Origin of the sequence: Pseudomonas sp. 11/12A (genome assembly GCF_000800055.1) — a bacterium.
GTDB classification, from domain to species: domain Bacteria; phylum Pseudomonadota; class Gammaproteobacteria; order Pseudomonadales; family Pseudomonadaceae; genus Aquipseudomonas; species Aquipseudomonas mohnii.
The window spans coordinates 5429246-5451081 of record NZ_JUGV01000001.1; the positions used below are offsets into that span (position 1 = coordinate 5429246).

The window sequence follows — 21836 nt, forward strand, 5'->3', positions numbered from 1 at the left end:
TTAATCGAACATCTCCTGCAAAAACGATTTTTTGCGATACGGCTGTTGCCCCTGATGCCCACCCTGACTTTGATGGCCACTCTGATGACCGCTTTGATGGCCACCGTCTCTCCAGCCGCCACCGTGACTTTCTCGTTGATCTCCATGACCATGGCCATTCCCATGTTGGTTGTAACCAGGCTGTTCTGCGGGAGGAGAACTTTGCACAGGTGAAGTTAGGTTCTGTGGAAGAAACCTGACGGCCTCCTGCTGTTGGCTGCGCTCGATGATCTTGTCGAGTTCGCCTCGGTCGAGCCAAACACCACGGCATTGAGGACAATAATCAATTTCGATGCTTTGGCGCTCAGTCATTACGAGGGCAGTATCTTTGCAGATCGGACATTGCATGATTTGATTTCCTTGTGTGGACATGTAATTGAAGAAGAAGTCGCAGCTTTCGTATCACCGACGCAATAACCGCAGGCCGTTAAATACGACGAGCAAGCTCGCCCCCATATCGGCGAAAACAGCCATCCACAACGTAGCGTGGCCAGACAACGCAAGCGTCAAAAAAACAACTTTGATGCCCAGCGCCAGTCCGATGTTTTGCTTCAAAACAGTGGCACATCGACGACTCAGGCTAATAAAATCAGCAATCTTGCGCGGGTCGTCATCCATGATGGCTACATCAGCCGTTTCAAGCGCTGTGGCAGTCCCTGCGGCCCCCATTGCAAAACCAATATCGGCTTGTGCCAATGCTGGAGCATCATTTACGCCGTCACCCACCATGCCAACAGAACCAAAACGGCGTTTGAGTTCAGCGACGGCGGCTTGTTTATCCTCCGGCATCAGGTTTCCGCGCGCATCCTGAATGCCGAGCTGCGCGGCAATGGATTTGGCTGTTGCAGGGTTGTCACCCGTGAGCATCACCGGTACGACATTCAACGCTTTCAGAGCAGTTACGGCTGCAATACTTTCAGGTCTTATTGTGTCCGCCACAGCAAAAATCGCCACTGGGCCGCTGGTGGCGCAGAGCACGATTACTGTTTTTCCTGCGTTTTCCAGCAACGACAATCGGGCCTCAAGCGCCGGCGAACATACACCCAGCTCCTCTACCAAGCGGTGGTTACCCAAGTGCCATGATTGACCGTCAATAGTGCCTTTGACGCCACGCCCGTTGAGTACACCAAAGTCCTCGACCGGCAGAGTCGAGGCGTCTGGCTGCTGTAGTTTCCATCCGCTGACCAGGGCCTTTGCCACTGGGTGTGTGCTGTGGTCATCGAGACTCGCAGCAATCTTCAAGGCCATCCCGATGGGCAGATCACCAAACGGCTCGGTATCAGTCAGTATTGGTTTGCCTTGGGTCAAGGTGCCGGTCTTATCGAGTGCGACAACCTTCAGAAGTCGGCCACTTTCAAGGTATGCGCCGCCTTTAATCAAGATGCCATGTTTGGCAGCCGCAGCCAGACCACTGACGACGGTAATTGGCGTTGAAACCACCAAGGCACAAGGGCAAGCAATGACTAATAAGACCAGCGCCTGATAGAGCCAATTGCCCCAGGTCCCACCGATCAGAACAGGGCCCAATACAGCAACCAAGAGGGCAAGTACCACTACAGCCGGGGTGTAATAGCGTGCAAACTGATCCACAAAGCGCTGAGTAGGTGCTCGTTGAGATTGCGCGTCTTGTATCGCCGACGCGATACGAGCAAGAGTGCTTTCTCCTGCTACGGCCGTCACAGTCGCTTCAACCACACCATCAGTAACGATACTGCCTGCGTAAAGAGGATCACCGACCTGCTTATCAACCGGCAGGCTTTCGCCGGTAATTGGAGCCTGATCAAGGGCCGCACGACCAGACTCGACGCTAGCATCCAAGGGTACTCGTGAACCTGTGCGAACCCGAATACGACTACCGAGTAACACACTTGCCACCGGCTGGTCTTTCCAACCGCCATCGATCATGACTTCAGCGGTTTCTGGCGCTAACGCAGTTAGCGACTTGATCGCGTTACGCGCGCGCTCCAGAGAAAGTGCTTCGATAGCTTCAGCAATAGCGAAGAGAAAAACCACCATCGCAGCTTCAGGCCATTTACCTATGACGAGAGCACCGACGACAGCCAGCGACATCAGAAAATAGATGTTCAGCGTGAAGTTCTTAATCGCAATCCAACCCTTTTTGAGGGTAGGCAGGCCAGCGCTAAGAATGGACAGAGCGGCAAGCACCATCACCGGCCAGGAGCCTTCCTGCCCAGTTGTCCACGCGATGACCTCAGCGGCGATAGCAGCCAGGCCGCTAATGGCCAGTAATCCTTTCAATTTTGCGCTCAGGGCAGGGGGAACCGCCGATGGCGCGGCACCGGCCTCAAGCAAGCTCGGCCCCATGTCCAACGCGACTAATGCGGTGACGATTGCCTGCGGATCATCTAAGCGGTGATGCACGGTCAACTCACGATTCAAGAGATTGAAGTCGAGTCGGACAATTCCGGACATGGGTTCCAGCCGGTTACGGATCAGGCGCTCCTCTGTGGGGCAATCCATTTTGTCGATGCGGTATCGAACCCTGTTGGTCCCTTCCGGAGCGGGACTACTCTTGATAATCGCAACACCTTCGGTAGCTTGCGTGCCATGAGCACAACACGCATCGGCATGATCGTGGGCATGCTCATGCTTGTGGTCGTGGTCGTGGTCGTGGTCGTGACCATGTTCTTTATGATGCTTAGGTTCAGCAGCCTTAACAGACCCATGCTGATGGTCAGATCCGCAACACTCTTCTTTCTTCTGTACGTGAAGACGGAGGACCGGCTTGAGCTTGTTTTCCTGGTTCATGGTGTTTCTACCGCAGAGGATAATTCCACCATTCAACAGCCTGTACCTACTACAGGGTCAAGCACGGAATGAAGTCTGCCGTTTCTTGTCGTGGCATGGTATGCCCCACACAGTGATTTCTATCAATCGATTGAGCGGTTGATATCCCCCTCTGCGATTCACTACGACCAAGCCATCCCATTGGAATTGTGGGACTGCTAGTGAACATCGCCTAGCCTGGTTGCTCAAGGATGGTTAATCCCGCACACAACATGACCACGATCATGGGCAAGGGCAAACCTACGTGCTGCCTACATGCATGTACTGTTCGACACGGTTGCTGTCCAGCGCTATGTCTTCGTAAACACCGGAAAAATATAGGGATGGCTGAGACGGACGAAACTTACACCGCGGAACGTCGATGACATTGCGCACCAGTGAATTTTCAGTACAGGCTCTGCGCGACGTCCAGGTCTGTTCGTACCCTTCGACCGGGTCCCATCAACACATAAACGGTGTTTTTAGTCTCGAACAGGCAATCATGGGTGAAGGAAACACCCAATGAGGTTCTTACCCAATGACCGCGAGGGAAACGTCCTTTGCTATCGTGGATAACACATAAAGCGTTGACCAAAGTAGGAGTGACTCCTCTTCTAGCAACGGCCTTTAACTGACGGGGGGAGACCGCTATATCAACCACTGTCCAGTCAGCGACCAGGCAATAGGCGCGTCCAGGGAAGTAAAATCCGACCAGAGCCAAGGCGTCTGAATGAGCTAGCTCACATCCAGGTAGTTTTTCGCCACCGGAAAGCAGTTCGGCTAGGCCCTCAAGATTCATTCGTCCCTCCGACCCTCTTCGACAATCGAGTCGAATAATCAATCACCCCAGTCAGCATAGCTGCCCGTAATGCGCCTGGAATTAACGCCGATGAACAGTACGCAAAATTTGACTCATCTCCTCGAAAGCTGATGCTTAGCCCCGTCGCTATGGTCTGATTCACCCCGCGATACCTCTGATCGCGGGCTCACGTTCTCAAGACCGACAGCTCTACGTATCCCTCGCCTCACTGAAAACCACAATTTCGATCGGTGGTGTTGCCACCTGGAGTGGCTTGCGCCAGTAACCGACGTCATGCCATTGCCCATGCTTGAATCCCTCTTTGGGATAGGTGCCAATGGGAGGAAGCCGGGGGCTCATGAATACCGATGTCTGCGGCATTGAGTAGGCGATATCGGCGTACGCGGCATAGAACCCTTACCTGCTCAAGCCGCTGATAGAGTGCACGTCCAATGCCACGTCGCTGTGCCGCTGGGTCAGTATAAACAGTGACATCCACTGCCCAGCATTACGCCTCAGAGATCATCGGATCCAGAACATTGCTGTGTCGTTCCATAAAAATCTGCTAGAGCTTTGAATTGGACGCGATCATCTCCATGTATGCATTGCCACCCATGGGAATATCATAACCTGGTGGCCCTTCCCATTGCCGCGAGACGCCAGTATTTCTAAGCATAACTTCACCATCAATACCTTCCTTAACCATGTTGTCTAAATCCCACTCGAAGTGATTTATCAACGCCTGACACGCCACATGAGGTACTGTAGTCAATAATTTTAAGGTGGAGCTGTTTGGGGGTAACTTAAGCCTCGCGATCTCCGACATCGTCCATATCAATCTCCGTAACCGGAAATGCCAAAGAGATTCTAGATGAAGCTCAAGTTGTTCTGACACCAACGGAAACGACTTACGAGTCGCACGCTCCCTACTTACTTTTCGCGGCAAAAGTGCAAGCATGTTACTGATATTTACTCGAACCTGCTTTTGGGTGACTCGGTACAAATTCTCCACGCCTTCTTTAAGAATTTTTGCGTATTTTTCGTCCTCATCGCTCACCACCGACTCAACACTATTCTTCTGTTTTACATCCTTTGTAATTTCACTCAATAACCAGTCCTTATCGTTTTCGTTGAGCCAACGTGTTGCTTGATAAGCATTGACCCAAAGATAGTCCATGCCAATACCTGGCTTAACTTCAAGTAGTATTGAAATTTTTTCTCGATAAGCCTTTTTTTTACTTTCTGGCAAAGCTCTCTCTTTAAGACGGGCCATCGGTTTTTCCGAACTAGTAAGTAGAGACTCTTCTGCCAAGCATTTCTCGAATTTTTCTGCACTACCAAAAAGATGGAGCGATATTAGAAGGTGCCGCGCCAATGGCATGTCGATTTGACCTCTTGTTGTCGATAGTCTAATCCATTGACGTCTGATCCCAGCTGCGTACGCTAGGTCAATTTTAGAAATAATTTCATCGCCGAACCTATCACGAATACTGCTGAATAATTTAGCAGTACCAATTTGATTTCCATAATTAAACCCTTGCTTCTTTGCTTGACGCCGATAACAGGCAGCCAAAACCTTATAATCCACCGATGGCAGATTGCGTTGCAGAATATCATTTACAAAAACTGCATACTCTCGCTCCTCATTTGAGGCTAGTAAACGGTTCGCAGGTTTAACAGCGTTCCACCCACAAACACAATCGTCGGTCAAAATAGGTAACAATCTGTTCTTACGATAGAAAGGGTGAGAACAATTAGGGCAAGATTGAAGAAGTTCTTCACCGTGCCGCCAGCAGGCTGTAACGCCCGGTAAATGATGAGCTCGGTGCCAATATGCGTAACCTGACTCTATGAGGTCGGCCTGCACACAGGCTAAGCAAATCTTGGCTCTGCTATTCTTAGTGCCCTCCCACCTCGGCACTCGAGCAACATCAGACAAAACTCTGTCCAGATCCTTAGAAGGGTCTTTTGATAACCCTATAAAAGGCTTGTATGCAGGAAAATAAGTATTAATTTCAAGCAATTCATTAAAATTGCTTTCTTTAACTCCAGGTAATCGAGACGCAAGGCTCCCTAATTGCTTTGGTATAATCGAAAGTTGAAATGGGGCAACGCCAAAAAGATCACGAAACGTTTCTGCCTCGGTTTTGTTTCCGGACAAAAAATGGTACCTCGTAATACGAGATAATAGTGTCTCGTCTGGCATCGATATTGGGAAAAAAAGAATACTGGACATGAGTAGCCGACTTTCTAGCGTGGGTTCTGGTAGGACGCGAATCCTGTGAAGGAAGTACTTTTATCACATATCACCCTGTACCCAGGCAAGGATTTTTATGAACGCAACACAGTAGCGAACAGCCACCAACCACTACTTTAAAAAATCAGCCGTTTTTATTCGGTGTCACAATATAATACCGAACACATATAAATACCCTCCGTGTATTGCTTCGCCAAAAACTCACACAGCGAATCTACGCGTTGCTCATTGACGGGGCTTCTGGCGACGGCGTTACAGAGCAATATCCATACGAGAATCAGAATGCCGTCCTCCTGTGCGCGGTTTTCTGATACACGCTGTTCGATATATCGATGATTGAGTAATTGGTTTGCCGTCCAGTTTTAGCTTACGCTCGGCCCAGCTCAAACGCCTCCTATGGAATGCATCCAGGGTTTCGCATTCGGCTGCCAGGGCAGCTGCACAGTACGGCAGTTTATTGAGCTGCTTTTCAAACCTAGATAACACATGAAGCTCTCTGCCTATTTTTGTCCTTGAGATAAGGACAGGTTTACCTGGGAGCGTTCGTAACCTTTCAGCGCAGTGAACAACTTCGTTGGCGAGTTTAAGGTCGAGATCTTTGAATCTTTCGATCTGCTGACCACACGGTCGATGGGCTTTACCTGGCTCTTGTGTAAGCTGGGACAGCCATTCCCGATCATTTCGATGAAGCCACACATAATCTCGACACTCATGAGCTAGGCGAGCCCTGTAATCACCCCCAAATCGATTCCTCCTATCACCCAGCTGTTTTGAAAGCCTCGCCTCTTTCCATCGGCCTGGTCCATCCGGAATCGCGCGTATCGTTCGGTAAACGCACGTAACCGAGTTCCCCGTTTCTGACGCTATGGTCTTCGCATCAGCCCCTGAGAGTGCCCGCATCCAGATCGCTTCAGATGCCTCACTCATATACTCATTGGTGCGTGAGCGATGAGGTTGAGGTTCGTTGCCAGCGCGTCGACTAGGAGTCTCGGTATTGGCTGTTCGGTTAAGCGACTCGGTAATAGGCCCGTTCTGCCGCAGGAACGTTTCCATGTCGACCTTCAGCGCGCAGGCCAGCAGGATGAATTTCAGCGGATGATGTGTGGACCTCGGCTTACGCAAAAGCTTCATAACCCAGGCCGCCGGTATATCCGCAGACGATTTGCTCAATATCGAGTACTCCCCTGAGGAGGGGAAAGCCTTAAAGAACGCAGACATGTGCCGCGCCAATCTGCCTAAATGCAGCCGACCAGAGCAGGAAGCCAGCTCCAGGGCGATAGCACTATCCAAAAGCACTGAACGAATAGCATGTGGACATAGTGGAGGAACATCAGTCTCAAGCACCCACAGTGAACGCTGCGCTATTTCGTGCAGTGCTTGTTGTAGATCTTGAGGAATGTTCAACGAAATGGAGTGGGACTGAACGTCTTCCTCATCCGGTAAGTGCATCCGTCGAGAATTTCGGCTCAACCAGCGGTAATCAAGGAACCTCAGCAGGGTTCCATGGTGGGGACAGATCAAAACGCCTGGAAGCTGATGCACACGGTGCCAGTACGCAACTCCCACACAGGCCATGTCCTGGTCGATACAGTCGAAGCAAAATCGCACTCTCGAAGCGAACTCGAGTCGACTCGCAATCAACCCCAACCTTAGCATCAACCCCTCGCCGTTTCCCGCCATCAAGGTATTGGCGTCGTCCACCTGTTGCTGGGTCAAAAAAGGCTCGTAGTAGGGCAGCAGCGTATGGCGCTTTATCACTTCCGCTAACGATAGACCCGTGCCACTCGGCAGCGCCTCGGCAAGCTCAGCTAGTCGACATGGAAAAGCCACGTTCTGCGAGAAGAAGTTTGCGGACTGCGCTCCATCGAAAACTGCTCCGCAGCTACGTAGGCCACAGAGGCGGGCGTATCTTGAAAGGACGCTGTGAAGCGTCTCATCGGGGAATACGGCCGGAAAGAAATGGAATTTGAGCCCCATTTCGTCACCTTTTATTCACCCCTTCCGATACAACGGAGAGAACTCAAACAGATCGCTGTTTATCCAACCGGCGCTCTTTAACGCCTCAATGGAGTTTTCACTTTCACTTAACGCCTGTGCCTCTGACGTCTCAACCGCCACCGCCGCAGGCGGCTGCGATTTGACTGCGTTAACGGGCGCCGCATTCGGCTTTGGGGCACTATTGTCGCTGCGACTGATGACACTGCGCAGCAATGCCAGTCGCTCCGGCCGAGCCAAACCATCGAACGCCATCATGTCGCTTAGTTGGTCTTCAATCGGAAGCAAATCGTCGAACTGCCGCATCCGTTTAGGATCTCGGCTTCGCAGGGCGGACAAAGCTGGCTTCAATATCTGCATCTTGGTGTTGCTCACCAACGCGATTGTCTCGGCGGTAACGCATTCCGAACCACTCTGGATCGCATACCTCTGACTGAGCACCAAAAGCTTCACCAAAAAGTCGGTGACGCCTTGTGTATGCTCATACAGCGCATCAAACACCTCTTCGGTCAGTTCGACCGGCTGCTGGTACCACTGATAGCTCCAGAGGTTTTCAACGAGCATTCGCCATTCGTCATCGTCCTTCTCAAAGCGTTTAAATTCTAGAACCCCGACGCCGCAGCAACGTCGTGCGTTACGCATGACGTCCGAAAATAGGCTGATCATGGAATTTGTCCCGATAAACACCACGGGAATGCCGATGTTGTTCACAAGATGGAGGAAGAAATTCAGCATGTTGTCCTTGCCCCCAGTTTTCGCCAGGTGCAGGTTCTGAAGTTCGTCGATCAGCAGAGCTCCGATGAAAAATGTACTCGCAACCTGCTCCATTTGTTGCAACGAGTCATTGATGTTCCGAGCCCGATACCGCTTGTAGTAATCCTCATCACCCAACGCTCGCCCAACCGCATAGAAGAATTGCTGACAGAAGCCTGCCAGCGACCCATCTCGGGGGCAGTCAAGCTTGAGCCAGGTGATCTGGGTATGAACGAACTGCTTTCCTTCATAACGCTCATGTCGGATCGTTTGAGGGTAGAGACTCAAAATGGCTTCGAGGGCGGTGGACTTCCCAATGCCACTAAGGCCAACCAGACTGAACGTTTCGGCAGTGGACTTGAATCCATCGTGGTAGCGCTGTGCACCCGAAAGCGAGTGTAGATGTCTGACAGTGTCTGGAGAAGTCGGGTTACGTCCGACGTACCCTCGTCGGATCAGCAAGGAAAATACGGACTCCAGATCCATGTGGACCATCAGAGGCTGAACCACCGTCCTCAACCGGTCGATACAATGGATCCGAGTCGAACGGTCAAGGGTGAGCTCCTCTGAATCAACAGGACGGGGAAAATTCGAAATCAGTTGGACTGCTACCTCTTCTGAGAAGATAGGTGGCAGCGCTTCGATGAGCGGATTGCCCGCGTAATCCACGATCGCCTGCTTGGTGTAGCTTGCGAAAACTTGGGCGCCTTTCATTAGTTTTGTCCTGGGCGGAGTCGTTTGAGCATATCGATGACCTGAGCGCTGCGAGGGCCGGCAAAGTTCTCGGAGCGCTCTGGGGCGGTCTCTGCCTTCTGCGTAGGTGGGTCAATCCTCACACCCTCTGGCACATGGGCGGTCTCCCGTTCCTTGAGGCGTTCAACAGCGCGGTTCTCACGAATATTCCCAATCATCTCGGCCTTGGTCGCAGGGGCAGGCTCTTCCTTTCGCTCAGCCATCGCACCACTGACGATTTGATTAACCTCCTCTAGAAGCGAAATCCGACTCTCCAACTCAGCGCGTTTATGAGCTGGTGGAGCCTGGCGGTAAGCTTCGAGCAGGTCGAAAATTTCATCGGATCGATAATCAGCATACTTGCTGTCAGACTTACGCAAATCGCAACGGATGAACTGTTTGTTGTCTCCCCGGATCCAAATATGTGCTGAGGAATTTGGGTCATACCAACACTCTATAGACCAAACCCCACGGCTACGGGCTTTCGCAAACCAGTTGTTCTCGATCGCTGCATCACAGACATAGTGCATCCCTCGGAATAACACACCACCCTTTTGCACCGTTGCTTGCTCGCGCGGAAGCAAATGGAGATAGACCAGTTCGTCGGGATGATTATTTGGTTCGACGTGGCCATTTTCCATCGCCCAAGTCCAAATACCTACCGGCGTCGGATCGACACCGTCGCTCATCATCTCTTGAGTGAGCCTGTCGGGCTGCCGGTTGAAGCGGTTATAGTGAAGGACGCACTGGATGATGATCTTAGTGAACTCTTTCATGCTCAGCGTCGCGTCGAGTCGGTAATCTCGCTCGCCACGCTCCTTCTCCCTGGCCGCTACGCCACCTGGAAGCCACCTGATGCCCGTCAGATCGTTCAGGATACCGAACCGGCTCTCCACCATCGACTTCCAGTCCGGCCGGTAAGGCGGAGCGATTCCCAGCTCGATTTTCAGTCCAGTGGCAAGACCTTCAGCTGCTTTCCCCAACATCTCGCCTCGATCGGCGTAGATGTGATGTGGGAGGTGATGACAGGCCCATTCCTCGGGATCGATTGTGACCCCGTTGGTAGCGCAGAACTGAACCTTCGAAGTGAAAGCGTTGAACAGCGCTTGCCTGGCTCCGTTCCAGCTCGGCCCCTCCAACCCGATGTAGAGACCGACGATCATGCCGGAAAAGCTATCGATGACGACGTACACCACCGGCCGTCCAATGAGCATCCGTCTGGAGTAGCCGTTCACGAGATAAATGTCAGCAATGGTGGCATCGATCTCAAACTGATGGCAGGGACCGCGAAGCCAGTCACGCACGGTTCCAGAAAGGGGGCGGCAATCTTTTAGCCACTTTCGCATTCCCTTACGACCGCGTTCAGTTTCAACTTCGTCGAAATATTGCTTTCCCCAATAATCAAACTGCCTGAAGGAAGGAATTTCCGAATCGGGTAGGAGGCGACCACCCGATTCTGGATTTTTCGACAGGTCTTTCGCTGTGTAGAACCTCCTGAGCATCTCGACATAGGCGCTGGTTATCGTAGAAGTCTTATCTCCCACGAATAACGAGTAACCGACACGGATACAGCGCTTATCCACGGCATCAATTAGCTTGGTCGGCGAAACAGCAATGCCTTGGTATCGTGGTTTCCTGCCCGGAGGTTTTGCAGGATCATACTTGCGCACAGGAACTCCGACGCCCGCGTAGTTTTTCAAGAACGCATTTCGAACCTGGCCATTGATCCAGTAACGGTACAGAAGTCGATAGATACTCTTGCGCTGCATGCCAAGCTCAACAGCTCTAGCACCCACCATTCGCCCCATCTCACCGGGAGCAAATATCTGACCTGGGTAATCTGAGTCGATCAGGGGCGCGATGATGTTCCACTTTTCATCCCTTTCCCGCTTCTTTTTCTCATCCAGGTCATCCTCTAGTACTAAGAGAAACTCAGGTGTAACAATCTTGGCTGGTTTCGTATCGCCTGCTATGACGGAGCCGCGAAGCTCTTCCAAGCCCAAACCAATCGGTTGGCGGGGCGGGTCCGTTAATTGAATCAAAACCACCGCATCGTATCGCTCATTGAGATACAAGACCCTAACGATGCCCGGCACGACCGAAAACTCAGTGACCGGTTCGAAATAATCATTGACTTGGACTTTCATGATAAACCCTCCGCCGCCAGTGAAATTTTTACGGGGTTTTCGATGATTTCAAAGGTTGGTAGTGGTGCAGTCATTTGAATGGGAGTATCAACCAAATCTACCTTGATCGACTTGGCCCATATCAGGTGATGATATAAAGCCCGAGAATCTTGATAGGAAATAAATAAACGTGCGGAAATCTTTCGCAGACTTTCAGCAGTACTCCATGGGTACGGACGGCAGCTAGCTAAATGCTCCAGAAAATCTGAATGTAATGAGGGCTCTGCCAAGGCGCGCGGCAGCTGAGCGAATTTCCTTAGCAAGCCTAAATTCTTGATCAAGTCGGGACTAAACATTTCTTCAGTGACAATGGCCCAATCAACGTGTTGACCAGTCCAGAAACGCTTTTCGACCTCAAGTTTTTCCAGCGTTCTCCTGGCTTGTTTGCCTTCGAGGTCGCTGCGGTATTTGATTGTGCGGGCTACGGATTTAAAGCTTCCATCGGACTTTTTGATTGTTAATACAAAATCCGTGGTCATAACGTAAGGAAGTACTGTCTTCGGATACCTGGGGTATCTCACTCCGATAGAGCTAGCGATTGCTTGAGCACTTTCACGCGGCAACAATGGATACTGCTCGCGTATATCCACAACATCTTCCGAAAATTCACATACCAAAAAATAGGCGCGTTCTAGGTCAGAAAAGAGGTGATGGAGGCGATCGATCTTCACACCTTGGATCTTGTGGGAGCGTCCTCTCGAAGGCACATCTTGAACGCGCAGCCACGGCAGATAACTGGCACCAGCTCCGCTACCGAATCCATTCGTAATGTGCCGCTGAATGTCTAACTCTGACGAAAACCTACGACCGCGCAATGCTACCTCCTTCGTCCGCCGGGACCGCCTCTTCCTCGCCCTGAAAAAATAGTTATAGGAAAAAATCGTTCACCATTTGCCGATGGCATAGCGCTTTTTTAGCCTACTCCCGGAGCGAAACGAAGCGAAGAATCTAGACCGATGGCTTAGCCCAAAAATGGAAACCCCCGTAAATACGGGGGTTTAGGCTTTGTGTCAATCTATGTTGTGTCGTGTCAACCTTTATTGTTTTGTGTCAATCTTTATTGTTAGAAGCCAAAGGACTCGATCCGTTGTGGATAACTTATTCCACAGTCACCGACTTCGCCAGGTTGCGTGGCTGGTCAACGTCGGTGCCTTTCAGCACGGCCACATAGTACGACAGCAGCTGCAGCGGAATGGTGTAGAGGATCGGCGACAGGATGTCGTGGATGTGTGGCATCTGTACGACGTGCGTTCCTTCACCGTTGGTCATGCCTGCCTTTTCATCCGCGAAGACGATTAGCTCGCCACCACGGGCGCGGACTTCCTGAAGGTTGGACTTCAGCTTTTCCAGCAGCTCGTTATTCGGTGCCACGGTCACGACTGGCATGTCGTTATCCACAAGCGCCAACGGACCATGCTTCAACTCGCCAGCCGGGTAGGCTTCGGCGTGAATGTAGGAAATCTCCTTGAGCTTGAGCGCCCCTTCCATCGCTACCGGGAATTGCGCACCACGCCCGAGAAACAGGGTGTGATTTTTCTCGGCGAACAACTCAGCGATTTTCTCCACGGTGCTGTCCATGGCCAGCGCTTCACCGAGACGGGTTGGCAAGCGACGCAACTCTTCGACCAGCGTTGCTTCAACGCCTTTGGCCAGCGTGCCGCGAACCTGCCCCAGAGAAAGAGTCAGCAACAACAAACCGACCAATTGTGTGGTGAAGGCTTTGGTCGAGGCCACGCCGATTTCGCGACCGGCCTGTGTCAGCAAGGTCAGATCGGATTCACGTACTAGCGAGCTGATGCCGACGTTGCAAATTGCCAGGCTGGCGAGGAACCCCAACTCCTTGGCGTTGCGCAGCGCGGCCAGGGTGTCGGCGGTTTCGCCGGATTGGGAGATGGTCACGAATAGCGTGTCCGGCTGCACCACTACTTTGCGGTAGCGGAACTCACTGGCCACTTCGACCTGGCACGGAATACCGGCCAGCTCTTCGAGCCAGTAACGAGCGACCATGCCAGCGTGATAACTGGTGCCACAAGCGACAATCTGTACGTTGCGAACTTTGGCGAACAACTCGGCCGCTTGTGGACCGAATGCCTGCACCAGGACTTGAGACTGACTCAAACGCCCCTCCAGGGTGCGCTGTACAACGGACGGTTGCTCGTGGATTTCCTTGAGCATGAAATGGCGGAACTCACCTTTATCGGCCGCTTCTGCGCCATCACGGTACTGCACGGTTTCGCGCTCGACCACCTTGCCGTCAACGTCCCAGATCTGCACGCTGTCGCGACGAATTTCGGCGATGTCGCCTTCTTCCAGGTACATGAAGCGATCAGTGACCTGGCGCAGTGCCAATTGATCGGACGCCAGGAAGTTTTCACCCAGACCCAGGCCGATCACCAGCGGGCTACCGCTACGGGCAGCGACCAAACGATCTGGCTGGCGAGCGCTGATCACTGCCAGGCCGTAGGCACCGTGCAGCTCTTTGACCGTTGCCTGGAGCGCGACGGTCAGGTCGTTCAGGTCCTTGAGTTTGTGGTCCAGCAGGTGCGCGATCACCTCGGTATCGGTGTCCGACGTGAACACGTAACCCAGGGATTTGAGTTGTTCACGCAGGGCTTCGTGGTTTTCGATGATGCCGTTGTGCACCACCGCCAGGTCACCGGAAAAATGCGGATGCGCGTTGCGCTCGCACGGCGCACCGTGTGTCGCCCAACGGGTATGGGCAATACCCAGGCGCCCCATCAATGGTGCTTCTGCCAACGCCAGTTCCAACTCGCTGACTTTACCCGGACGACGCAGGCGTTCGAGTTTCGCGTCGTTGGTGTAGACCGCCACGCCGGCACTGTCGTACCCACGGTATTCCAGACGCTTCAGGCCTTCGACCAGGATGGCGGTGATATTACGTTCTGCGACTGCGCCGACAATTCCACACATGCTATTTCTCCTGACTGATAGCGGCGCATATCAACGTGATGCCGCGCGCCTGAATCTGATCCCGTGCCTCAAGCGGCAGGCGATCATCGGTAATAAGGGTATGAATACTGCTCCAGGGCAGTTCCAGATTGGGAATTCTGCGACCGATTTTGTCGGCTTCCACCATGACAACCACTTCTCGGGCGACTTCAGCCATGACCCGGCTGAGCCCAAGTAATTCATTAAAGGTGGTTGTACCGCGGATCAGATCGATGCCATCAGCTCCAATGAACAGCTGATCGAAGTCGTAAGAGCGTAATACCTGCTCGGCAACCTGACCCTGAAAGGACTCGGAATGCGGATCCCAGGTCCCGCCGGTCATCAACAGCACCGGCTCATGCTCGAGTTCGCTCAAGGCATTGGCCACATGCAGTGAGTTGGTCATCACCACCAGGCCCGGTTGTTGACCGAGTTCCGGGATCATCGCAGCGGTAGTACTGCCGCTGTCGATGATGATCCGCGCATGTTCGCGGATTCGTGTCGCCGCAGCACGGGCAATGGCCTGTTTGTATTTGGAGACCGGCTGACCGATATCGGCCACCAGCTCCTGGGGCATGGTGATCGCACCACCATAACGGCGAAGCAGCAGACCATTGCTTTCAAGGGCTGCCAGATCCTTGCGAATCGTAACTTCGGAGGTTTCGAAGCGCTTGGCCAACTCATCCACACTGACTTCGCCTTGCTCATTGAGCAAGGCAAGGATGTTGTGGCGACGCTGGGGTGTATTGCGCTTCGACATAATCAGTAAGTTTCGTTTCGAAAGATAACGTAACCAATCAAAACCTATCGGCGAAACTTCGTCAAGCTGTGCAAAGAAAATTTATCTGTGGATAAAACACAAAGGATCGCAGTCTGCTTCAACGTCTACAGAATATTTATATTGCCCTGTAGGCGCTGAAGCAGGCTGCGATCCTTGGATTTCAGCGATCTGTGGATAACTTAGCTCTTCTTGAGTTTCTCGGGCCGCTTCCAGCCATCGATATTCTTCTGGCGCGCACGGCCCACGGCCAACTGCGCGTTATCCACATTCTGCGTAATGGTCGAACCGGCCGCCGTGGTTGCACCGGAAGAGATATCCACAGGCGCGACCAGCGAATTGTTGGAACCGATGAACACATCTTCGCCCAACACGGTTTTCCATTTGTTGGCGCCATCGTAATTGCAGGTGATGGTGCCGGCGCCGATATTGGTACGCGCACCGACCTCGGCATCCCCCAGATAGGCCAGGTGTCCGGCCTTGGCGCCTTCGCCCAAGTGGGCGTTTTTCAGTTCAACAAAGTTACCCACATGCGCCCGAGCTTCCAGCACCGTACCTGGGCGCAAACGTGCGAATGGACCTGCATCGCTGCCTTCACCCAGAATCGCGCCTTCGATATGGCTGTTGGCCTTGATCACCACGCCTTTGCGCAAGGTGCTGTCCTTGATCACGCAGTTAGGACCAATCACCACGTCGTCTTCGATGACGACCTTGCCTTCGAGAATCACGTTGATATCGATCAACACGTCACGGCCGACGCTGACTTCACCTCGGACGTCGAAACGAGCAGGGTCTCGCAGCGTCACACCCTGGGCCATCAAACGACGACCGGCACGCAGCTGATAATGACGCTCAAGTTCAGCCAGCTGTTTGCGGTCATTCGCGCCCTGCACTTCCATAGCATCCTGAGGTTGCTCGGTCGCCACCACCAATCCGTCGCTCACCGCCATGGCGATGACGTCCGTGAGGTAATACTCGCCTTGGGCATTGTTGTTGGACAGTCGGCTCATCCAGCCACCCAAGCTTTCGAAGGGAAGGGCCAGAATGCCCGTATTGCCTTCAGTGATTGCGCGCTGGGCTTCAGTGGCGTCCTTCTGCTCAACGATAGCGGTAACGTTGCCCGCCGCATCACGCACGATGCGACCATAACCGGTCGGATCGTCCAGGTTCACGGTGAGCAGGCCCAGCTGCTGCGGCCCAACCTTCTGGAGCAGTCGTTGCAGGGTTTCCACTTCAATCAGTGGCACATCACCGTAAAGAATCAGCACGGTGTCGGATTTGATGAAAGGGACCGCTTGGGCCACCGCATGGCCTGTGCCGAGTTGTTTGTCCTGAAGAACGAAATTCAGGTCATCCGCAGCCAGACGCTCACGCACCGCGTCGGCTCCATGGCCAATCACCACGTGAATGCGTTGTGGATCAAGTTGCCGGGCGCTGTGGATAACATGGCCGAGCATCGAATTGCCGGCGATCGGGTGCAGAACTTTGGGCAACGCCGAGCGCATACGCGTGCCTTGACCGGCGGCGAGAATAACGATTTCAAGAGACATGACTGGCTACCAATCCTGGGTGGTCAGCGGCTGCGACCATAATGGTGAACATCAGAAAAGAAAAAAGGGTAGCCGAGGCTACCCTTTTTGATCAATCACACAACAAGCGAGGCCTTAGTGGCCGAACTTCTTGCGGATCTGCTGGACGGTGCGCAGCTGAGCTGCAGCCTCGGCCAGACGTGCGGCAGCAGAACCGTAATCGAATTCCGCGCCCCGCTCATGCAAGGCCTTCTCGGCAGCCTTTACGGCTTCCTGAGCGGAGGCTTCGTCCAGGTCGGCAGCACGTTGCACGGTGTCGGCAAGAACCTTGACCATGTTCGGCTGAACCTCGAGGAAGCCACCGGAGATGTAATACACCTCCTCTTCCCCGTTCTGCTTGACCAAGCGGATCGGACCTGGCTTCAGATTAGTGATCAGCGGCGCGTGACCCAGAGCGATACCAAGATCACCCAGTGCACCGTGCGCAATCACCATCTCGACCAGGCCGGAAAAGATTTCCCCTTCCGCGCTGACGATATCGCAATGGACTGTCATAGCCATGATTGCCTCAACCTAAATTAGCGCCCGTTGCCGGGCGCTGGGATTACAGTTTCTTGGCTTTCTCGATCGCTTCTTCGATGCCGCCAACCATGTAGAACGCTTGTTCTGGCAGGTGGTCGTAGTCACCGTTGAGGATGCCTTTGAAGCCAGCAATGGTGTCTTTCAGGGAAACGTATTTACCCGAAGCACCGGTGAAGACTTCAGCCACGAAGAACGGCTGCGACAAGAAACGCTGGATCTTACGAGCACGGTTTACCAACTGCTTGTCGGCTTCCGACAGCTCGTCCATACCCAGGATCGCAATGATGTCCTTCAGTTCTTTGTAGCGCTGCAGCACGTACTGAACACCGCGAGCGGTATCGTAGTGTTCGTTGCCGATCACGTTCGGATCCAGCTGACGCGAAGTCGAGTCCAGTGGGTCTACCGCTGGGTAGATACCCAGGGAAGCGATGTCACGGGACAGAACGACGGTGGCGTCCAAGTGGGCGAAGGTGGTCGCTGGCGACGGGTCAGTCAAGTCGTCCGCTGGTACGTATACGGCCTGGATCGAAGTAATCGAACCTTGCTTGGTCGAAGTGATGCGCTCTTGCAGCACGCCCATCTCTTCAGCCAGGGTCGGCTGGTAACCTACTGCGGAAGGCATACGGCCCAGCAGTGCGGATACTTCAGTACCGGCCAGGGTGTAACGATAGATGTTGTCGACGAACAGCAGAACGTCGTTACCTTCGTCACGGAACTTCTCGGCCATGGTCAGGCCGGTCAGTGCTACGCGCAGACGGTTTCCCGGCGGCTCGTTCATTTGACCGTAAACCAGTGCCACTTTGTCCAGAACGTTGGAGTCCTTCATCTCGTGGTAGAAGTCGTTACCCTCACGAGTACGCTCACCCACACCGGCGAACACGGAATAACCGCTGTGCTCGATGGCGATGTTACGGATCAGTTCCATCATGTTTACGGTTTTGCCTACACCGGCACCACCGAACAGACCAACTTTACCGCCCTTGGCAAACGGGCAAACCAGGTCGATAACCTTGATGCCGGTTTCCAGCAGCTCGTTGCCACCGGCTTGTTCTGCGAAGGTAGGAGCGGCGCGGTGGATACCCCAGCGCTCTTCTTCGCCGATCGGACCAGCTTCGTCAATCGGGTTGCCCAGTACGTCCATGATCCGGCCCAGGGTCGCTTTACCGACCGGTACGGAGATGGCTGCGCCAGTGTTGTTGACGTCCAGACCGCGCTTCAAGCCTTCGGTGGAGCCCATCGCAATGGTACGAACCACGCCGTCGCCCAGCTGTTGCTGAACTTCCAGAGTGGTTTCGGCGCCTTGAACTTTCAAGGCGTCGTAGATGCTCGGTACGCTGTCGCGTGGAAATTCCACGTCGATAACGGCGCCGATGATTTGAACGATACGTCCGCTACTCATAGCTGGATCCTCTGAATATTTGAACCGTTAAACCGCGGCAGCGCCGCCGACGATTTCCGAGATCTCTTGGGTGATCGCAGCCTGACGCGCCTTGTTGTAGACCAGCTGCAAATCGCTGATCAAATCACCGGCGTTGTCGGTAGCGTTCTTCATCGCGATCATCCGCGCAGCTTGTTCAGCCGCGTTGTTCTCGACCACCGCCTGGTAGACCTGCGACTCCACGTAACGGACCATCAAGCCGTCGAGCAGCTCCTTGGCATCCGGTTCGTAGAGATAGTCCCAGTGATGCTTGAGTTCTTGATCCGGGGTTGCCACCAGCGGAACCAACTGCTCCACGGTAGGCTGTTGTGTCATGGTGTTGATGAACTTGTTGGATACCACGGACAGGCGGTCAATACGGCCGTCCAGGTAGGCATCCAGCATCACCTTGACGCTGCCGATCAGATCATTGATCGACGGCTCTTCACCCAGGTGGCTGATAGCTGCAACGACGTTACCGCCGAAGTTACGGAAGAAAGCCGCACCCTTGCTACCAACTACACACAGATCGATCTCGACGCCGTTTTCGCGGTTTACCGCCATGTCCTTGACCAAAGCCTTGAACAGGTTGGTGTTCAAGCCACCACACAGACCACGGTCACTGCTCACTACGACATAACCGACGCGCTTAACTTCACGGTCGATCATGAACGGGTGGCGATATTCCGGGTTAGCGTTGGCCAGATGACCAATAACCTGGCGGATGCGCTCCGCATAAGGACGGCTAGCAGCCATGCGCATTTGTGCCTTGCGCATTTTGCTGACCGCCACTTTTTCCATGGCGCTGGTAATCTTTTGCGTGCTTTTGATGCTCGCAATCTTACTGCGAATCTCTTTTGCGCCTGCCATGTAACACCTATCAGGTTAGCAAGCGGGAGCCTTGCGGCTCCCGCTGCGGCTTACCAGGTTTGGGTGGCCTTGAACTTCTCGATACCGGCTTTCAGGCCGCCATCGATTTCGTCATTGAAGTCACCCTTCACGTTGATCTTCGCCATCAAGTCGGCGTGATCGCGGTTGAAGTAAGCAATCAGCGCTTGTTCAAAGCTGCCAATCTTGGCGATTTCGACGTCAGTCAGGAACCCACGCTCAGCGGCATACAGCGACAGCGACATGTCGGCGATCGACATTGGCGCGTATTGCTTCTGCTTCATCAGCTCGGTAACGCGCTGACCATGCTCAAGTTGCTTACGGGTCGCTTCGTCCAGGTCAGAAGCGAACTGGGCGAATGCCGCCAGTTCACGGTACTGAGCCAGAGCGGTACGGATACCACCGGACAGCTTCTTGATGATCTTGGTCTGAGCGGCACCACCCACACGGGATACCGAAACACCGGCGTTCACTGCAGGACGGATCCCGGAGTTGAACATGGCCGATTCCAGGAAGATCTGACCGTCGGTGATGGAAATCACGTTGGTCGGAACGAACGCGGAAACGTCGCCAGCCTGGGTTTCGATGATCGGCAGTGCGGTCAGGGAACCGGTTTTGCCGGTCACTGCGCCGTTGGTGAACTTCTCTACGTACTCTTCCGAAACGCGGGATGCGCGCTCCAGCAGACGGGAGTGGAGATAGAACACGTCGCCTGGGTAAGCTTCACGGCCTGGTGGACGGCGCAGCAGCAGGGAAATCTGGCGGTAAGCCACTGCTTGCTTGGACAGATCGTCATAAACGATCAGCGCGTCTTCACCGCGGTCGCGGAAGTATTCGCCCATGGTGCAACCGGAGTACGGTGCCAGGAACTGCAGTGCAGCCGATTCGGAAGCACTGGCAGCAACGATGATGGTGTTAGCCAGTGCACCGTTTTCTTCCAGCTTGCGAACCACGTTGGCGATGGTCGATTGTTTCTGACCGATCGCTACGTAGACGCAGAAAATGCCGCTGTCTTTCTGGTTGATGATCGCGTCGATCGCCAGAGCGGTTTTACCGATCTGACGGTCACCGATGATCAGCTCACGCTGGCCACGGCCGACCGGGATCATGGCATCGACAGCCTTGTAGCCAGTCTGTACAGGCTGGTCTACCGACTTACGCCAGATCACGCCTGGAGCAACTTTCTCGACCGCATCGGTCTCGGTGTTGTTCAGCGGACCTTTGCCGTCAACTGGGTTACCCAGTGCGTCGACAACGCGACCCAGCAGTTCCTTACCAACCGGAACTTCCAGGATGCGGCCAGTGCACTTGGCGCTCATGCCTTCAGCCAGAGACTGGTATGCGCCCAATACAACGGCACCTACGGAGTCCTGCTCCAGGTTGAGTGCCATACCGAAGACGCCGCCCGGAAACTCGATCATCTCGCCGTACATGACGTCGGCCAGACCGTGAATCCGCACGATACCGTCAGATACGCTGACGACAGTGCCTTCGTTACGGGCTTGGGAGGTCACATCGAGCTTGTCGATGCGGCCCTTGATAATTTCACTTATTTCGGAAGGATTGAGTTGCTGCATTGCTCTGCTGCCCCTTCAAACTCAAGATTTCAATGCTTCGGCTAGTTTCGCGATTTTGCCGCGAATCGAGCCATCGATAACCAGGTCGCCGGCGCGGATGACAACACCCCCAATAAGGGATGAATCTTCCTCGACTTGCAGGCGCACTTCCCGGTTGAGTCGTGCACTGAGAACCTTGGCGAGTTTGTCTTGCTGTTCTTGGTTCAATGCAAAAGCACTGGTCACTTCTACGTCTACCGATTTTTCCTGCTCGGCCTTGTACAGGTCGAACAGGTTGGCGATCTCCGGCAGTAGCAGGAGACGGTCGTTTTCGGCAACGACGTGGATGAAATTCTGTGCCTTGGCATCGAACTTGTCGCCGCACACGTCAATGAACGTGGCGGCCTTTTCTGCGCTCGTCAGTCGCGGGGCCTTGAGCACGCGCTGCATGGTGTCGTTTTGCGACACCGCTGCTGCCAGGCCGAGCATGGCTGACCAATTGGCCAGTTGCTGGTGGGCCTGAGCGTGCTCGAAGGCCGCCTTAGCGTAAGGTCGGGCCAACGTGGTCAGTTCTGCCATGATCGCCCTC

The 21836-nt window shown here is 53.7% G+C and carries 17 protein-coding genes; all 17 read right to left on the reverse strand.

The features are described from left to right. A complete protein-coding gene (locus GQ39_RS31875) occupies positions 1 to 387 on the reverse strand; it encodes a TFIIB-type zinc ribbon-containing protein (protein ID WP_081997970.1) in 387 nt (128 codons plus the stop codon). Positions 388 to 441: 54 nt separating this feature from the next. Then, positions 442 to 2808 (reverse strand): heavy metal translocating P-type ATPase, encoded by a 2367-nt coding sequence (locus GQ39_RS24990; RefSeq protein WP_442961732.1) that lies wholly within the window; start codon positions 2806 to 2808, stop codon positions 442 to 444. A 424-nt stretch (positions 2809 to 3232) separates the two neighbouring features. Beyond that, positions 3233 to 3625: a DUF6957 family protein gene (locus GQ39_RS32670; RefSeq protein WP_146041517.1), complete on the reverse strand. Its 393-nt coding sequence runs from the start codon at positions 3623 to 3625 to the stop codon at positions 3233 to 3235. 292 nt (positions 3626 to 3917) lie between these two features. Next, entirely contained in the window at positions 3918 to 4124 is a 207-nt protein-coding gene (locus GQ39_RS33880; protein ID WP_371919934.1) for a GNAT family N-acetyltransferase, read from the reverse strand. Positions 4125 to 4190: 66 nt separating this feature from the next. Beyond that, positions 4191 to 5861, reverse strand: coding sequence for a TniQ family protein (locus GQ39_RS31880; RefSeq protein WP_081997971.1), 1671 nt, complete (start codon positions 5859 to 5861; stop codon positions 4191 to 4193). Between the two features lie 273 nt (positions 5862 to 6134). Continuing rightward, the gene (locus tag GQ39_RS25005; RefSeq protein ID WP_047535469.1) at positions 6135 to 7859 is read right to left on the reverse strand and encodes a TnsD family Tn7-like transposition protein; all 1725 of its coding nucleotides are present in this window, start codon (positions 7857 to 7859) and stop codon (positions 6135 to 6137) included. 15 nt (positions 7860 to 7874) lie between these two features. After that, a complete protein-coding gene (locus tag GQ39_RS25010; RefSeq protein WP_047535471.1) occupies positions 7875 to 9344 on the reverse strand; it encodes an ATP-binding protein in 1470 nt (489 codons plus the stop codon). After that, positions 9344 to 11509, reverse strand: coding sequence for a Mu transposase C-terminal domain-containing protein (locus GQ39_RS25015; protein ID WP_047535472.1), 2166 nt, complete (start codon positions 11507 to 11509; stop codon positions 9344 to 9346). The genes GQ39_RS25010 and GQ39_RS25015 overlap by 1 nt, the downstream gene beginning before the upstream one ends. Then, positions 11506 to 12363: a TnsA endonuclease N-terminal domain-containing protein gene (locus GQ39_RS25020; protein ID WP_047535473.1), complete on the reverse strand. Its 858-nt coding sequence runs from the start codon at positions 12361 to 12363 to the stop codon at positions 11506 to 11508. Before GQ39_RS25020 ends, GQ39_RS25015 begins: the two co-directional genes overlap by 4 nt. A gap of 283 nt (positions 12364 to 12646) precedes the next feature. Beyond that, complete coding sequence (glmS, locus tag GQ39_RS25025; protein ID WP_047535475.1) at positions 12647 to 14479, reverse strand: glutamine--fructose-6-phosphate transaminase (isomerizing); 1833 nt, start codon at positions 14477 to 14479, stop codon at positions 12647 to 12649. A 1-nt stretch (position 14480) separates the two neighbouring features. Continuing rightward, positions 14481 to 15260 (reverse strand): DeoR/GlpR family DNA-binding transcription regulator, encoded by a 780-nt coding sequence (locus GQ39_RS25030; RefSeq protein ID WP_177329368.1) that lies wholly within the window; start codon positions 15258 to 15260, stop codon positions 14481 to 14483. A 197-nt stretch (positions 15261 to 15457) separates the two neighbouring features. Beyond that, on the reverse strand, positions 15458 to 16825 hold the full coding sequence (gene glmU, locus GQ39_RS25035; RefSeq protein WP_047535480.1) for a bifunctional UDP-N-acetylglucosamine diphosphorylase/glucosamine-1-phosphate N-acetyltransferase GlmU: 1368 nt from the start codon (positions 16823 to 16825) through the stop codon (positions 15458 to 15460). Between the two features lie 114 nt (positions 16826 to 16939). Then, positions 16940 to 17365 (reverse strand): F0F1 ATP synthase subunit epsilon, encoded by a 426-nt coding sequence (locus tag GQ39_RS25040; protein ID WP_047535482.1) that lies wholly within the window; start codon positions 17363 to 17365, stop codon positions 16940 to 16942. Positions 17366 to 17408: 43 nt separating this feature from the next. Then, the gene (gene atpD / locus GQ39_RS25045) at positions 17409 to 18785 is read right to left on the reverse strand and encodes a F0F1 ATP synthase subunit beta (RefSeq protein ID WP_047535485.1); all 1377 of its coding nucleotides are present in this window, start codon (positions 18783 to 18785) and stop codon (positions 17409 to 17411) included. A gap of 27 nt (positions 18786 to 18812) precedes the next feature. Beyond that, a complete protein-coding gene (gene atpG, locus GQ39_RS25050; RefSeq protein WP_047535487.1) occupies positions 18813 to 19673 on the reverse strand; it encodes a F0F1 ATP synthase subunit gamma in 861 nt (286 codons plus the stop codon). A gap of 50 nt (positions 19674 to 19723) precedes the next feature. After that, the gene (gene atpA / locus GQ39_RS25055) at positions 19724 to 21268 is read right to left on the reverse strand and encodes a F0F1 ATP synthase subunit alpha (RefSeq protein WP_047535490.1); all 1545 of its coding nucleotides are present in this window, start codon (positions 21266 to 21268) and stop codon (positions 19724 to 19726) included. Between the two features lie 21 nt (positions 21269 to 21289). Further along, on the reverse strand, positions 21290 to 21826 hold the full coding sequence (locus GQ39_RS25060; protein WP_047535492.1) for a F0F1 ATP synthase subunit delta: 537 nt from the start codon (positions 21824 to 21826) through the stop codon (positions 21290 to 21292). Positions 21827 to 21836: the final 10 nt, after the last annotated feature.

Excerpts from the sequence above, each read along its gene's own strand:
- GQ39_RS31875 (WP_081997970.1), bottom strand. The coding sequence starts at position 387 with ATGCAATGTCCGATCTGCAAAGATACTGCCCTCGTAATGACTGAGCGC.
- GQ39_RS24990 (WP_442961732.1), bottom strand. The coding sequence starts at position 2,808 with ATGAACCAGGAAAACAAGCTCAAGCCGGTCCTCCGTCTTCACGTACAG.
- GQ39_RS32670 (WP_146041517.1), bottom strand. The coding sequence starts at position 3,625 with ATGAATCTTGAGGGCCTAGCCGAACTGCTTTCCGGTGGCGAAAAACTA.
- GQ39_RS31880 (WP_081997971.1), bottom strand. The coding sequence starts at position 5,861 with ATGTCCAGTATTCTTTTTTTCCCAATATCGATGCCAGACGAGACACTA.
- GQ39_RS25005 (WP_047535469.1), bottom strand. The coding sequence starts at position 7,859 with ATGGGGCTCAAATTCCATTTCTTTCCGGCCGTATTCCCCGATGAGACG.
- GQ39_RS25010 (WP_047535471.1), bottom strand. The coding sequence starts at position 9,344 with ATGAAAGGCGCCCAAGTTTTCGCAAGCTACACCAAGCAGGCGATCGTG.
- GQ39_RS25015 (WP_047535472.1), bottom strand. The coding sequence starts at position 11,509 with ATGAAAGTCCAAGTCAATGATTATTTCGAACCGGTCACTGAGTTTTCG.
- glmS (WP_047535475.1), bottom strand. The coding sequence starts at position 14,479 with ATGTGTGGAATTGTCGGCGCAGTCGCAGAACGTAATATCACCGCCATC.
- glmU (WP_047535480.1), bottom strand. The coding sequence starts at position 16,825 with ATGTCTCTTGAAATCGTTATTCTCGCCGCCGGTCAAGGCACGCGTATG.
- GQ39_RS25040 (WP_047535482.1), bottom strand. The coding sequence starts at position 17,365 with ATGGCTATGACAGTCCATTGCGATATCGTCAGCGCGGAAGGGGAAATC.
- atpD (WP_047535485.1), bottom strand. The coding sequence starts at position 18,785 with ATGAGTAGCGGACGTATCGTTCAAATCATCGGCGCCGTTATCGACGTG.
- atpG (WP_047535487.1), bottom strand. The coding sequence starts at position 19,673 with ATGGCAGGCGCAAAAGAGATTCGCAGTAAGATTGCGAGCATCAAAAGC.
- atpA (WP_047535490.1), bottom strand. The coding sequence starts at position 21,268 with ATGCAGCAACTCAATCCTTCCGAAATAAGTGAAATTATCAAGGGCCGC.
- GQ39_RS25060 (WP_047535492.1), bottom strand. The coding sequence starts at position 21,826 with ATGGCAGAACTGACCACGTTGGCCCGACCTTACGCTAAGGCGGCCTTC.